The sequence below is a fragment of the Chryseobacterium sp. MMO-72 genome (assembly GCF_037146035.1).
In the GTDB taxonomy this organism is placed as follows: Bacteria; Bacteroidota; Bacteroidia; order Flavobacteriales; family Weeksellaceae; genus Chryseobacterium; species Chryseobacterium indicum.
The window spans coordinates 101,287-115,861 of record NZ_JBBCWG010000007.1; the positions used below are offsets into that span (position 1 = coordinate 101,287).

Annotated in this window: 13 protein-coding genes; 5 read left to right on the forward strand and 8 right to left on the reverse strand. The window is 36.6% G+C overall.

What is annotated here, in order from left to right:
* Window positions 1-241: 241 nt before the first annotated feature.
* Complete coding sequence (locus tag WFH39_RS11615) at window positions 242-1,549, forward strand: DEAD/DEAH box helicase (protein ID WP_336690017.1); 1,308 nt, start codon at window positions 242-244, stop codon at window positions 1,547-1,549.
* Between the two features lie 82 nt (window positions 1,550-1,631).
* Here WFH39_RS11615 and WFH39_RS11620 read toward each other — a convergent pair whose 3' ends face one another.
* On the reverse strand, window positions 1,632-2,525 hold the full coding sequence (locus WFH39_RS11620) for an SMP-30/gluconolactonase/LRE family protein (RefSeq protein ID WP_214589163.1): 894 nt from the start codon (window positions 2,523-2,525) through the stop codon (window positions 1,632-1,634).
* A gap of 262 nt (window positions 2,526-2,787) precedes the next feature.
* On the opposite strand from WFH39_RS11620, the gene ccoG reads away from it, so the two are divergent.
* Complete coding sequence (gene ccoG, locus WFH39_RS11625; RefSeq protein ID WP_336690018.1) at window positions 2,788-4,230, forward strand: cytochrome c oxidase accessory protein CcoG; 1,443 nt, start codon at window positions 2,788-2,790, stop codon at window positions 4,228-4,230.
* Window positions 4,231-4,314: 84 nt separating this feature from the next.
* Here the strand turns inward: ccoG and WFH39_RS11630 are convergent, their stop codons facing one another.
* Entirely contained in the window at window positions 4,315-5,196 is an 882-nt protein-coding gene (locus WFH39_RS11630) for an AraC family transcriptional regulator (RefSeq protein WP_336690019.1), read from the reverse strand.
* A gap of 165 nt (window positions 5,197-5,361) precedes the next feature.
* Here WFH39_RS11630 and WFH39_RS11635 point away from each other — a divergent pair, with 165 nt between their 5' ends.
* Together WFH39_RS11635 and WFH39_RS11640 are read left to right on the forward strand one after the other, a co-directional pair.
* Entirely contained in the window at window positions 5,362-5,706 is a 345-nt protein-coding gene (locus WFH39_RS11635; RefSeq protein WP_076392608.1) for a MerR family transcriptional regulator, read from the forward strand.
* A 130-nt stretch (window positions 5,707-5,836) separates the two neighbouring features.
* Window positions 5,837-7,135 carry a helix-hairpin-helix domain-containing protein gene (locus WFH39_RS11640; RefSeq protein ID WP_336690020.1) on the forward strand — a complete coding sequence of 433 codons (1,299 nt, stop codon included), beginning with the start codon at window positions 5,837-5,839 and terminating at the stop codon, window positions 7,133-7,135.
* A 386-nt stretch (window positions 7,136-7,521) separates the two neighbouring features.
* Here the strand turns inward: WFH39_RS11640 and rluF are convergent, their stop codons facing one another.
* From rluF to WFH39_RS11665, 5 genes are all read right to left on the reverse strand, one after another.
* Window positions 7,522-8,244 (reverse strand): 23S rRNA pseudouridine(2604) synthase RluF, encoded by a 723-nt coding sequence (gene rluF, locus WFH39_RS11645; protein WP_336690021.1) that lies wholly within the window; start codon window positions 8,242-8,244, stop codon window positions 7,522-7,524.
* Between the two features lie 42 nt (window positions 8,245-8,286).
* Entirely contained in the window at window positions 8,287-8,985 is a 699-nt protein-coding gene (gene truB / locus WFH39_RS11650) for a tRNA pseudouridine(55) synthase TruB (protein WP_336690022.1), read from the reverse strand.
* A 70-nt stretch (window positions 8,986-9,055) separates the two neighbouring features.
* Window positions 9,056-9,874, reverse strand: a complete 819-nt coding sequence (locus WFH39_RS11655) for an undecaprenyl-diphosphate phosphatase (RefSeq protein ID WP_076392544.1) — start codon at window positions 9,872-9,874, stop codon at window positions 9,056-9,058.
* Window positions 9,875-9,963: 89 nt separating this feature from the next.
* Window positions 9,964-10,263, reverse strand: coding sequence for a DUF3098 domain-containing protein (locus WFH39_RS11660; RefSeq protein ID WP_336690023.1), 300 nt, complete (start codon window positions 10,261-10,263; stop codon window positions 9,964-9,966).
* A 2-nt stretch (window positions 10,264-10,265) separates the two neighbouring features.
* Window positions 10,266-11,165: a cell division protein FtsX gene (locus WFH39_RS11665; protein ID WP_336690024.1), complete on the reverse strand. Its 900-nt coding sequence runs from the start codon at window positions 11,163-11,165 to the stop codon at window positions 10,266-10,268.
* 91 nt (window positions 11,166-11,256) lie between these two features.
* Here WFH39_RS11665 and rsmA point away from each other — a divergent pair, with 91 nt between their 5' ends.
* Complete coding sequence (gene rsmA, locus WFH39_RS11670) at window positions 11,257-12,027, forward strand: 16S rRNA (adenine(1518)-N(6)/adenine(1519)-N(6))-dimethyltransferase RsmA (protein WP_336690025.1); 771 nt, start codon at window positions 11,257-11,259, stop codon at window positions 12,025-12,027.
* A gap of 94 nt (window positions 12,028-12,121) precedes the next feature.
* On the opposite strand, the gene WFH39_RS11675 is transcribed toward rsmA, so the two are convergent.
* Window positions 12,122-14,494, reverse strand: a complete 2,373-nt coding sequence (locus WFH39_RS11675) for a choice-of-anchor L domain-containing protein (protein WP_336690026.1) — start codon at window positions 14,492-14,494, stop codon at window positions 12,122-12,124.
* Window positions 14,495-14,575 lie beyond the last annotated feature (81 nt).

Genomic DNA, 14,575 nt, shown 5'->3' on the forward strand with positions numbered 1-14,575 from the left:
TGAGCATCAAAATACTGCATATTCTTACCAGACAATGCATACTTTATTATTCATCCCTGAAATATTGTTTTAATAAAATGAAGCTACCTAAGACGGCTAAATCATCATTTTAATCCAGCCTTTGAAATTAGGAAAAAGCTTTATAATTTTTTATTGATATCTTTTAGTTTAAACAAATCTTAAACTTTCAACTGAAAAAAACAACTAGCTAACACCATAACGAATTCTGTATCTTTGCACCATGGAATTAGAATCTATCTACGAAAAACTGCAGATTCAGGACATGAATCAGATGCAGAAATCTACATACAAAGCGACAGAAAACAATCAGGATGTTGTTCTGCTCTCTCCTACCGGTTCGGGAAAAACACTGGCTTTTTTGTTTCCTGTACTGCGAAATTTAAAGAAAAACAGTTCTGGAATTCAGGCTCTTATTCTGGTTCCGGCGAGAGAACTGGCTTTACAGATCGAGCAGGTTTTTAAAGCGATGGGAACAGATTTTAAAGTTTCCGTGTGTTATGGCGGACACGACAAAAAAATTGAGGTAAACAATCTTATTGAAGCTCCGGCTGTATTAATCGGAACACCGGGAAGAGTGGTTTATCATCTGAGAAATAATAATTTTGATCCGAAAACCATCCAAACGCTGGTTTTGGATGAGTTTGACAAAGCACTTGAGCTTGGTTTTCATGATGATATGGAATTTATTTCCAATTCATTGAAAGGATTGTCTCAGAGAATTTTAACTTCCGCAACGGCAATGGACGAAATTCCTGCATTTACCGGATTAAAAGACGAGAAAATCATTAACTTTCTAAAATTAAGCGAGGCAAAACCCGATATTCAGTTTAAAAAAGTAATGACTACGCCGGAAGAAAAGCTGGATACTTTATTCAATTTAATCTGTAAAATCGGGAACAAAAGAACTCTGATTTTCTGCAATCACAGAGAAGCGGTTGACCGGATTTCCGAGCTTCTCCGCCAGAAAGGAATCGACAGAGAAACCTTCCACGGAGGAATGGAACAGGATGAAAGAGAACGCGCCCTGCTGAAATTCAGGAACGATTCCGCAAGAATTTTAATCACTACCGATCTGGCTGCAAGAGGGTTAGATGTTCCGGAAGTAGAATCGATCGTTCATTATCAGTTACCGCCGAAAGAAGATGCTTTTATCCACAGAAACGGACGTACAGCAAGAATGAACGCGAAAGGTTTTGCGTATCTTATTATGACGGAAGATGAAAATTTCCCTTTCATCAAAAACAATACGCCGGAAGACAACGTTGCCGGATTTACCAAAGTACCGGAAAAAACGCCTTTCCAGACCATTTACATCAGCGCCGGAAAAAAAGACAAAGTGAATAAAGTGGACATTGTTGGCTATCTGCTGAAAAAAGGAGAACTCCAGAAAGAAGATGTCGGCTTGATCGAAGTAAAAGACACAACTTCTTATGTTGCCGTATCGAGAAATAAAGTAAATGCTCTTCTGAAAAAACTTGCCAATGAAAAACTGAAGGGCAAGAAAGTGAAAATGGAGGTAGCGTATTAAGATTGAGGTTGAGGTTAAGATTTAGATTAAGGCTGAGATTAAAACACAACGCTTATCTAAATCTTAACCTCAACCTTAAAATTTACCTAACTCCTCTTACTCGTGTCGGTAAAGTATATACAGACTTCGAAGCGGTGATGAACAGAACATCATTATTTTTCCCTCCGAAAGTCACGTTGGAAGTCCAGTCTTCTTCAATCGGAATATGATAAATTTTCTTTCCTTCTCTGTTGAATACATGAACTCCTTTTCCTGTCAAATAAAGATTTCCGTGTTTGTCTAACGTCATTCCGTCGGAACCCATTTCGCAGAAAAGTTTTTTCTCGGATAATTTTCCTTCGCCCAAAATATCATAAACATACGTTTTTCCGGCATCAATATCCGAAACATACAATTTTCTGAATTTTTCGCTTCCTACCACTCCATTCGGCTGTGTAAAGGTTTCAAGTTTGGAAATCTGTCCGTCTTTATTTCTGTAGTATAAACTTTTATGCGGAGTTTCCTGCTTAAAATTCACCCAGTAATCTCGTACATACAGAGGATCGGTAAAATACATTCCGCCAAACTCGTCATTCCAGACATCATTCGGTCCGTTCAGTCTTTTGCCTTCAAAACCTTTCAGCAGAACCTGTACTTTTTTATCTTTTGAGATTTTCCAGATTTCACCCTGATCGTCGGAACAGGTGATTAAATTATCATCTTTATCGAAATGTGTTCCGTTGGCTCTTCCCGTTTTATTCATGAACTCAATCACTTTATTGGTTTTCCAGTCCCAATAATAAATCTTATCATTCGGCTGATCCGTGAAGTACACGTTTCCTTCTTTATCCGAGGAAGGACCTTCCGTAAAACTGAACTGATCCGAAACTTTTTCGGGCTTTACATCTTCATAAAACATTTTAGTGGTATTTACTGATTGACAGCTGTATACTGCTAAAATCAAACCAAGAGAACCGGTTTTTAAAATATTTTTCATTCCGCACAATTTTTAAAGCAGGCAATTTACGATATGTAAAACGAGATTCAAAGTTTATTTTCTCTTTTTGATTAAATAAAAACCAAATCCAAAATGTCCGAATTGTACTATTTCAGAAGTGGATCATATTAGTTCCGGAAACAATTATTACAGAGCTTTGCATCAGTGAAAAACACTGCAGGATTTTAGTTAAAAATATCTGGAAATGAGCATTTAAACTTCATTAAATGATTTCAGCCAGCTTTCAGATCAAATCAAAAAGATGAATACACAGAACAGCAATTTTCAGGCTCCGGAACTTTATGAGGAAAGCTTCCGGAATTCCGTAGGAACAATGGACGAAACCGGAAAAAGAAAATGGGTCTATCCGAGAAAACCCAAAGGAAAATTTACCAACTACAGAGATTATGTAACTTATTTACTTTTAGCGATATTTTTCACTTTACCTTTTGTGAAAATCAACCACAATCCTTTTCTTTTATTTAATGTTATCGACAGGAAGTTTTTTATTTTCGGACAGCCGTTTTATCTTCAGGATTTTTTCATTTTAGCACTTGGAGCCGTCACTTCCGTTATTTTTGTGATGCTTTTCACAGTTGTTTTCGGAAGGATTTTCTGTGGCTGGCTTTGTCCGCAAACCATTTTTATGGAAGGGGTTTTCAGGAAAATAGAATACTGGATCGAGGGCGACCGTAATAAACAGATGAAGCTCGACCGACAGGAATGGAACAGCGAAAAAATAAGAAAAAGGCTCACCAAATGGTCTGTTTACGCCGTTATTTCTGTGGTAATTACGAATTTCATGTTCATGTATATTGTCGGTTATGAAGAAGTTTTCAGAATCATCACCGAAGGTCCCGCAGAAAATCCGCTGAAGTTTCTTGCGATGATCTCTTTTACTGCGGCTTTCTATTTTGTTTTTTCGTGGCTGAGAGAGCAGGTTTGTACACTAGTCTGTCCGTACGGAAGATTACAGGGCGTTCTGATCGACAAACAGACCATCAATGTTTATTATGATTTTAAAAGAGGTGAAAACCGTTCTAAATGGAAAAAAGACGAAGACCGAAAAGCTGTTGGAAAAGGAGACTGTATAGACTGCAATCAATGTGTTGTGGTCTGTCCTACAGGAATTGACATCCGAAACGGACAGCAGCTGGAATGCGTAAACTGTACCGCCTGTATTGATGCGTGTGACGAAGTTATGGAAAAAGTAGGTCTTCCGAAAGGGCTGATCCGTTATGCAACGGAAGCTGAAATTGAAAATCAGGAAAAATTCAAATTTACGGGAAGAATGAAGGCAACAACGGTAATTTTAAGTTTGCTGATTGGTTTTTTAGGATTTCTGATGTACGACAGAGGTTCCATGGAAGCCAAATTCATTAAACCGGCAGGATCAACATTTTTCATTAAAAACGGAAAAATTACGAATACTTTTATTTATACGCTTTTAAACAAATCCAACGAAAAGAAAACACTCACAATAAAAGTCTTGAATCCTAAAAATGCAGAAATTAATTTCTTCGGCAATGAAAAAATTATATTGAAAGGAGATCAGATCTTAAAAGGAAATATCAACATTTCTTTCCCCGAAAAAGAGATCCGTTTTTCTAAGCAGAATATGACGATCGGCGTGTTTGATGAAAAAGGAAATCTGGTAGATTCTTTCGACACGGTATTTGAAGGACCTTTTCAATTGGTATTGTAGATATTGAGGTGAGTGTTTGAGTTTGAGTGTTTGAGTGTTTGAGAGAGAAGTTGTTAGAGTTAAACTTCATACCATCAACAAAAATTAAGCCTTATATTTTTTAATGAATTGAGTGGGAGTCATGCCGGAAGTTTTACGGAAGACTCTCACAAAATAGGAATATTCTTCGAAACCAAGACGGAACGCAATTTCCGTAAGGCTTTCATCAAGATACATAAGCATTCTTTTGGCCTCCAGAATTATCCTTTCTGTAATAACGTCAGTCGCTGTTTTCTGAACGACCGTTCTGGTAATTCTGTTTAAATGTTTGGATGAAATTTCCAATAAAGAAGCATAGAAAGCAACGGATTTTTCTTTTGCAAAATACTCTTCAATAAGATTTTCAAACTGTTGATAGTGTTTAAAATAAGAAATGTTAACCTCAGAATTTTCTTTTCCCAGCTCTTTTGAAAAACCTCTTGTTGCGTGGATAAAAATCTGTGACATCAGTGAAAGAATAAAACCATCTTTCATCACGTTCTGAAGCTGATATTCTTTTTCCAGTGCTGCAAAAAGGTGATTATTTTCCCTTAATTCCGTTGCAGTAAGCTGTAATTTTCTTGGGAAATTTATCGATCCGAAAAACGGGAAACTTCTGAGCTTCTGATTGACGTAATGCATTTCGTAAAAATTCTGTGAACAGAAAAAAATATATCCGTCGATATCCTCAGAAAGTTCCCAGCTGTGAACCTGTCCCGGAGACATAAAAAATAAGCTTCCCGCCGAAACGTCATATTTCTGAAAATCGATTTCATGCGTTCCGCTTCCTTTGGTAAAGAGAATTGTGGCATAAAAATCATGACGGTGCGGTTTTTCAATATGCCTGTGTCCCAAAACCAGATGCTTCTTCATTCGGTTAAAATAAAAATCCGAAGTGTTTTTACCCGGCTGAAAAAGATTGATATGCAGGACAGAAATAGAATTCACTTTTTTATAGGTTTTTCATCATCAAAAATAACAAAAAGAATTACATTTCCTCATCTTAAAATTCACATTGAACCCTGATTTACAAAGCGGAGAATGAACTTTTTGCCCTCTTAATTTGCTGTGGGATTTAAAAAATTTTTATCTTTGAACATTACGATTCTAAAAATGAAGATAAATTTACCTGATAAACTGTATTATTCAATAGGAGAAGTAGCGAAAGCTTTTGATGTAAATACTTCATTAATACGTTATTGGGAACAGGAATTCCCTATCATTAAGCCTAAAAAGAACAAAAAAGGCAACCGGTATTTTACTCCGGAAGACATTAAAAATCTTCAGATTATCTATCATCTCGTAAAAGAAAAGGGCTACACTTTGGACGGTGCCAAAATCGCTTTAACTACCAACAGCAAGATCTCCGAAACCATCACCATCATCGACAGATTGGAATTTGTAAAAGCTGAATTGCTGAAGCTGAAGGAGTCTTTGGCGGAGAGGGATGAGGAATAATTGAAATCTTTCATTCATAATTTTATTTCAATTCATTTTTTAAAGCCGAATAACAGAATTTATATCCTAAAATAATCCAATTGCACCCCCCTCATTGCGAATACTTAACAGAATGATTAAGTTTACAGCGATGAAAAAAAACTATTACCAGAGATTGGCAGTCATGGGAATATTGCTGATCATTTTATTCGCTTTTCAAAAATATACAAGTAGGGAAAAGGAAGAATTTCCCGATGTTCAGTTTATCACACAACCATCCGCTGTGCTCCATCTCACAGAGTTTGATCCCAATGAACTGGATGAAAAGCAATGGCAGAATTTAGGATTTACGGAAAAACAAACAGCGACCATTCTTAATTATAAGAAAGTTGTAGGCGGAAAATTCATTTCTAAAGAACAACTCAAAAAATGCTTTGCTATTTCTGAGGAAAAATTTTCTGAGCTGAACCACTATATTTTACTTCCGGAAACCGGCAAAGAAGCCAAATCAGATGCATTCAAAAGTTTTGAAAAGAAATCGATAACGGTGAGAGGAAAATTTAACCCCGATCTTTACTCCGCCGCCGACTGGATGGAAATGGGCTTTAGTGAAAAGCAGGCAGAAGCTATTTTAAAATACAAAAGTTATTTGGGCGGAAGTTTTGTGAGCAAAGAGAAATTCAGGGAGTGCTTTATCATCAGTGAAGAGAATTTTCAGAAAATTGATCCCTATCTTATTCTGCCGGAAAAAACACCGGAGAATTACAGAGCTGCTAAAAATTTCAATGCCAATAAAAAGAAAATTCAATATCATTCTTTCGATCCGAATGCATTGGATATTGAAGGCTGGAAGTCTTTTGGCTTCTCCGATAAACAGGCACAAATCATCATCAATTACCGTGACAGGAATTTAAAAGGAAGTTTTAAAAGTCTGGAAGACATTCAGAAGTGTTTCGTCATTTCTTCTGAGAAATTTGAAGAAATAAAGCCGTTCATTAAATTCAATACAGAAACAATTGCGGTGAGTAAAAATGACAAATCTGAAACTAAACAGCAGGAAAAAACGGATTTTACCAAGGTAGATTTAAACGCAATAACCTACAAACAGCTTATGGAGTTTGGATTTGACGGAAAAGCAGCCGGTTCGATGATCGGTTTTCGAAATAAACTGGGTGGATTCGTGAATAAAGAACAGATTCTTTCCACGTACAATATTGATCCGGAACTGACGAAAAAATTACTTTCAACCGCACCCCTTACAACTTCGAATGTTCAGAAATATACGTTGCATGAAGCTCCGGAAGAATGGCTGAAAAATCATCCCTATTTTAAATATTCTGCAGAAAAAATTATTTTTTACCGAATCTCCGAAAAAGATGAAAAGAAAATCTGGAAAATGCTGAAGCTGAAACCAGAATATGAAGTGAGGATGAAATGGTATTTGAAGTAGGATAAATATTTTTTACACTTTTATCGAACCGCAAAAGAAGCAGAACATTAAAATATTGTATTTAAAATTAACAAGATACCTCTTTGAATTAACTTAAATTAATTAAATCTGCCTAATCCGCTCAATCTGCGGGAGATAAAATAAAACTTTTTGAGATTCTTCCTCTGTCAGAATGACAATGCAGCGTTAATTTTTTTTAAAAAATATTTTTTTAACAATCCTTCATTGTTTTAAGTATTATAGGAAGTATTCGCAATGTCACCCTGAGCTTGTCGAAGGGTTTTCTTTAAAGTTAATTTTTTTAGACTTTTCTTAGATCCTTTCAGGATGACAAAAAACTGTAAATACTAAAAAAAGAGATGTCCAATCCGGAATCTCTATTATGTTTAATCGTATGTTTTACTGGAATCTTCAACCAGTTTTTGTAGGGTAGAAAGTTCCTCATCCGTAAGATCTCTCCATTTCCCGATGGGAAGATCGAGTTTGATATTTAAAACCCTGATCCGTTTCAGCTTCTTTACTTCGTAGCCTAAATATTCGCACATTCTTCGGATCTGTCGGTTCAGACCTTGTGTAAGGACGATACGGAAATTCATTTCATCAATTTTTTCGACCTCGCATTTTTTAGTGACGGTATCTAAAATCGGAACTCCGTTTCGCATTTTATCCAGAAATTTGGGCGTAATCGGCTTATCAACTCTTACAATATATTCTTTTCCGTGGTTGTTTCGGGATCTTAGAATTTTATTTACAATATCGCCATCACTGGTTAAAAGAATCAAACCTTCACTCGGCTTATCAAGTCTTCCGATCGGGAAAATTCTTTTGGGATGATTAATATAATCGATGATATTATTTTTCTCACGTTTTGTATCAGTGGTACAAACAATTCCTACAGGTTTATTAAAGGCAATATAAACATGGTTTTCTTCCGGCTCACGGATTGGTTTTCCGTCTACTTCAATTACATCTTCATCGGAAACTTTTGTTCCCATTTCCGGAACTTTGCCGTTAATGGTGATTCTTCCTTCCTCCAAAAGTTTGTCTGCTGCTCTTCTCGAGCAGTATCCTACTTCAGATAAATATTTGTTAATTCTTGTTTTTTCCATACTATTTTTCAGACTGTATTCATCAATAAAAGCAATTTCTTTTTATGATTCGTTAAATCTAAAATCATTTTCCAAAAAGTCGAATGTTGCATCTTCTATTTTATATTCTCCGATTTTTGTCCGTCTCAATTGTGTTAAATACGCTCCAACACACAATTCCTGTCCGATATCGTGAGCTAAGCTGCGAATATAGGTCCCTTTTGAGCATCCTACTGTAAAACTTACGAACGGAAGATCAATCTTTACATTATCAATATAAAAAATTGTGGTTTTACGGGATTTCATTTCTACTTCTGCTCCTGCTCTGGCAAGATCATATGCTCTTTTTCCTTCAATTTTTATTGCCGAAAAAACAGGTGGAGTTTGGTCTATTTCTCCAACAAATTTTTCCAATGCCGTTTTTATCTGCTCTTCTGTAATCTGCGAAATATCCTGATGCAGAATTTCGGGCTTTTCGGTATCGTAAGATTCTGTCTGTACGCCGATTTTTATTTCGGTCCAGTATTCTTTTGGGGCATCCTGAATTTCGGGAATTTTCTTGGTGAATTTACCACAGCAGACAATCAATAATCCTGTTGCACGCGGATCTAAGGTTCCTGCGTGACCAATTTTGAATTTCTTAGGTAAATCAAACTCTCTTTTGAGTTTGTATTTCATTTTATTGACCGCCTGAAAAGAAGTCCAGTCCAATGGTTTGTCTAATAAAAATATATGTCCAGATTGTAGATCTTCAGCAGTCATGGATATGAGTAATGAGTAATTGGTAATGAGTAATTTTTTAGTATTACTGTTTATATTTTTTTAGCTTAAATTATTTAAAGAAATAAAAATAAATCAGCAAAGCAATTCCTACGAAAATACGGTACCATCCCCAAGGTCTGAAACCATATTTATTTAAAACTCCGATAAATGCTTTAATGGCAATTAACGCAACAATGAATGCCACTACATTTCCTACGATGAAAATCATGATGTGATCCTGAGATTCCATAATCATTTCATAACCTTTCTGCGGATTAGGTGTTTCTTTACCCCATGTTTTTACAAAAACCGAATATACCGTTACCGCCAACATGGTAGGAACAGCCAAAAAGAATGAAAATTCTGCCGCTGCTTTTCTGGTCAATCCCTGTGTCATACCTCCGATAATGGAAGCTGCACTTCTGCTCGTTCCCGGCATCATTGCAAGACACTGCCAAAAACCAATGGTTACTGCTTTTTTTATGGTAATGCCTTTTTCATCATCAATTTTTGGATTTTTGAACCACGTATCGGCAAACAGCAAGACTACTCCACCAAGAACCAGAACGGAGGAAATAGCGATCTGATTTCCTAAAACCGCCTCAATTTTATCATCAAATAAATACCCTAAAACCAAAGCCGGAACCACTGCAAAAGCCAGTTTGAAATAAAACTGCAAATTTTTCAGATCAAAAAACTTCTTCCAATATGCCACAACCACAGAAAGAATGGCTCCAAACTGTATGGAAACCTGAAACATTTTTAAAAATTCGGTTTCTTCCAGCCCAAGCAAATTTGCGGTGAACCCCATGTGCGCGGTTGATGAAATGGGCAGATATTCTGTTAAGCCTTCGATAATTGCAATAATGATTGCCTTGATTAAATCCATAATTTACACAAAATTAAAAGATTAAGAAACCAAGAGATTTAGACTGATCTAAATTTCCGAATTTCTTAATCTTCAAATACAATTTATTTTTACTTTCTTTTTAAAATCGCATATACTTCGATACAAAAACCGATAACCACAAATAATGGTGCAATCCTGATTCTTCGGATAGAAAAAATACCATCGTTCCATGAATTCGGATCATACTTTCCGTCCACAGTATTGGCATCGGCTCCCATCATCAGAAGAAAGCCAACTACGATAAATGCGAAACCGATAAGCATCCATTTAAAGTTTTCTTTTCCAAAATAAAAGGAATTTTCTTTTGGAGCTTCGGTTGGTTCTTTTCCGAAGTTGTCTGCGGAAAATTTATTTGTTTTTTTGCTCATTTTTAAGAGTAATATAAGTCGTCAACGTTTGATCTTAAGAATCTCCAGGTAGCCACTACCGTACTTAAAACCGTAATAAAAATTCCCACTCCAAATACCATCAGAATCAGCCAGAAATACTGGTTATTGTCCTGTACAAATGCAGATCCGATCTGGCTTGTAAAGTAATACCACGCTCCGAAAAGCACTAAAAGTCCGATTGCAGATCCTATGGCTCCTAAAACCACCGCTTCAATAATGAATGGCTTCAGGATAAATCTTCTCTTCGCTCCTACAAGCTGCATGGTTTTAATAATAAATCTTTTGGAGAATATTTTCAGACGGATGGAATTGTTAATTAATACAACCGCAAGAATCAAAAACAGAATGGAAAAACCTAAGATCCATTTCAGAATTCTGCTCAGGTTATTGTAAACATCAACCATCAGAGTACTGTCGTTCTTTACATCAATAATTCCGGGAACAGCTTTAATGGCTTTAATGGCCTGATCGATCTTTGCAGGATCTACATATTCCGGTTTTAAGGCGATTTCTACAGATGAAGGAAAAATATTTTCTTCGAAAAGTGCATCCGTATCAATTCCCATTGCTTTTTTTGCTTCTTTGGAAGCCATTTCTCTGGTGATGTACGTTGCTTTCTTTACCGGAGCCAGTGTCTGAATTTCTTTGAAAACCTCAGCTTCCATTTTCGCAATCTTTACAGAATCTTTTGCCTCATAGTTTTCATCAAAGTAAGCATTAACCACAAGTTGCTCCTTGATATAGTCGGAATATTTCTGGGCATTGATTAAAATAAGTCCCATTAATCCTAACAAAAATAACACTAAGGCAATACTTATTACTACTGTAATATTGCTAGACCTAAGCCTTTTCTTATTAAATTCATCTACAGAATTAGCCATTAATATTAAAATTTTTGGCTAAAATAGAAAAAATCTTCCGAAATTTGGGACGAAAAAGAGAAAATCACTGTTAATAAAATCATAAAAAACATTGAGTGTAAAAGCAAAAAAGCATCTTGGTCAGCACTTTCTGACAGATGAAAACATCGCAAGAAAAATCGTTGAAGGTCTGAGTTTTGGGGGCTATAATAAAGTAATGGAAGTAGGTCCCGGAATGGGAGTTCTTACCAAATATCTGCTAGAAAAAGAACAGCAGATTTACCTTGCAGAAATCGATAAAGAATCCATAGAATATTTAAAGGAAAACTATTCTAAAGTAACCGAAGAAACGTTTGTGGGAGATTTTCTGAAACAGGATTTTCAGTTTACCAACGGAGAGCAAATTGCCATTATCGGAAATTTTCCTTACAACATTTCTTCCCAGATCTTGTTCCAGATTATCGATCATTATGAGCTGATTCCGGAAATGGTGGGAATGTTTCAGAAAGAAGTAGCGGAAAGAACAGCCGCCGTTCCAAGAACGAAAGATTACGGAATTCTCTCTGTCCTGATTCAGGCTTATTATGATACTTCGTATTTATTTACCGTTCATGAAAACGTATTTAATCCGCCTCCAAAAGTAAAATCCGGTGTTATCAGAATCACCCGAAACCCGAAAGAAGGGTTAGCCGGAAATGAGGTTTTATTCAAACAGATCGTAAAGGCAGGTTTTAACCAGAGAAGAAAAAAGCTGTCGAATGCGCTGAAAATTTTAAATATTCCGGAAGCTTTAAAAACCCATGAATTTATGGGTAAAAGAGCGGAAGAACTCAGCGTAGCAGATTTCATCTCATTTACCCAACTTTGGAAAGATAGTCTTTAGTAAAAAAATTAAAAGATCTGCAATTTAGCTTTTCTAAAAAACAAAGCCCCTCAATTTCCTGAAGGGCTTTCATTTTGCATTATCGATTGATTTTTTATTCTCTGTTTTTCAACATAATCCAGCCAGACTGGCTCATATTGGTTTTTGATTTCGGATACTGGAAGTTAAATTTATACCAGTATGTTGCGGTTGGCAGCTTTTTACCTCCCAAAGTTCCGTTCCAGATTGGGCGTTCTTTCGAGAATCTGAATAATTCTGATCCATATCTGTCATACACTGAACCTGTGAAGTTATTAAAGTTTCCAAGCGCCGTAAGATCCAGTGTATCATTAACACCATCCTGATTTGGAGTAATTATATTTGCAATATTCAATGTAAAGAATTCTAACGCACCTACACAATGTGTACCCACTGTTCTTACCTGAATATCATAATGTGTATTATTTATAAGCCCTGTAAATACATTAGACTGCTGCCATGAAATACCGCCATCCACAGAATATTCTGCCGTTTGAGGGATGTTATTAATCATTGGAACCTGCGCAGTAATTGTTAACGTATTGTTGCTGTAATCAACATTCGAAACAAATGGTGAAGCTGCTGCCATTACTTTTGCAGTGAAAGTCTGCTGACAAAATCCATTCTTAATGGTTACCGAATAAATACCCCACTGATCTACTTCTATAGTTCTGGTGGTTGCACCTGTACTCCATAAATAAGTGTAATTTGGCCCTGCTCCTGCGTCTAAAGTTACTCTGTCTCCCTGACACATTTCCACATCTCTCAATGAAGAACTGATTTCCGGAACAACCTCAACGGTAACTTTTGCAGGCTGTAAAGATTTACATCCTTTTGTTCCCAATGCATATACAGAGAAAGTAGTTGTATTGTAAACTGTTGCACTTTGCGTATTGCCTGTTCCTGAGAAGTTTGCCCATTGATAAGTTACTCCACCTGTGGCAGTAAGATCAACTACTGTTCCCGGGCAGACTTTAATTTTGGATGCCACAAGATTTGCAACAGGAGTAGTTTCTTTTGATAAGGTTAATTTAACCATCTTACTACAGAACCCGCCATTTGACACTACGACATATAGAATCTGTCCGTCATTACCATTATAGTGAAGAATATCCTGAATATAGTTATTGTTCTGAGCAATTGCATCTGCCTGATTTACATAAAAATGGAAAACAGCCCCCGGCGTTGTACTGATTGACGCCATTGAATTGGTGAGATCAAACCAGGTAACATCCGGCGTTGTACAGAGCAGTAATGTTGCATCTACTGCGGCGGGTGTTGTTCCTCCGTTTATCTTAATATTGGCTTTACCCGGACAAGGACTTCCCGGGAATGAAACCTGAATTTCATAATTCCCCGGCTGTGTTGCTGTAATGGTAGGAGAAGTAGCTCCCGGAATAGCAACTCCATTGAAAAACCACTGATACGTCATATTAGGATTACTAACAGATGCTGTTATCACCTGTGGAACATTATCACACACATTAATTTCAGGAGGTAATGTTGCTCCGGAAGGGTCTAGTAATTCTACTCCGATATTGAAAGATCCACCATCTAAAAATACAGCAGAATCATAGCTGCTGTCAATAGCATCTGCCAAAACCATTTTAAAGTGGTACGCCTGTCCAGGAACCACTGTAGCGGTTGCCTGTAGAGGAACCGTTCTTCCGTTAAAGTTAGTTTCTATGTTAGACGTATTATAGCCTCCAAAAAAGGCAACGTTTGGCGCACCACATCCCATACTTGTTCCTGAAAAACTATTTAATGGGTGGATATTAGTCACACTTACAGGTCCTGTTCCCGGAGCTGGTAAAACAGCCATATTAACATATGGTCCACCAGATACAGGCTTTAATAATAAAGCAAATGCATCTGAGAAACTGCAAGGGAAAGTTCCCGTGTATTCTTCTGAAGCAAAAAGATAATTGAATTTTACCTGACTGGAAGTCGGTACGAAATCAAACTCTAAAATAACTGCATCGTTAAGCGTTACAGAAGAATTTGTAGCAGCGACAAGATCAGGATCACTACCTGTAGGCAAATCGTCCCCTAAAGTAGAACTTATATAACTATTTCCTGCTTTCTGAACATATCCCGTAGAAAGAACGATACCATCCTTGAAAGGAAAGCTGGTTGTTCCCCTGTTAAAATATCCCCAGGATCTGTTTGCATCTGTTGCCGGCAGATTCGGGCTCACCTGAACGTTGGAAACGTTGGGTGTAACACAAGAATTGGTTCCTGATGAAATCAACACATCTTTTACCAGCTGCAAAGGGGTATAAGCTGAAGCAGGATATGTAGGAGCATTCACATCAATAAAAGCACCTGCTTTCATTGTAAGAGAGGAAGCCTTTTCTTGCTGAGGCTTTCTATTTGTATTTTTTTGTGAATAAAAGAGACTCGATGAGGAGACCGCAAATAAAGAAAACAATAGTAGATATCTCTTCATAATAATTTTGTTTTAACAAATTTAACTTTTTTTTAAATATACCACACACATATTTGGCATTTTTATATAAAAAAAGCAAAA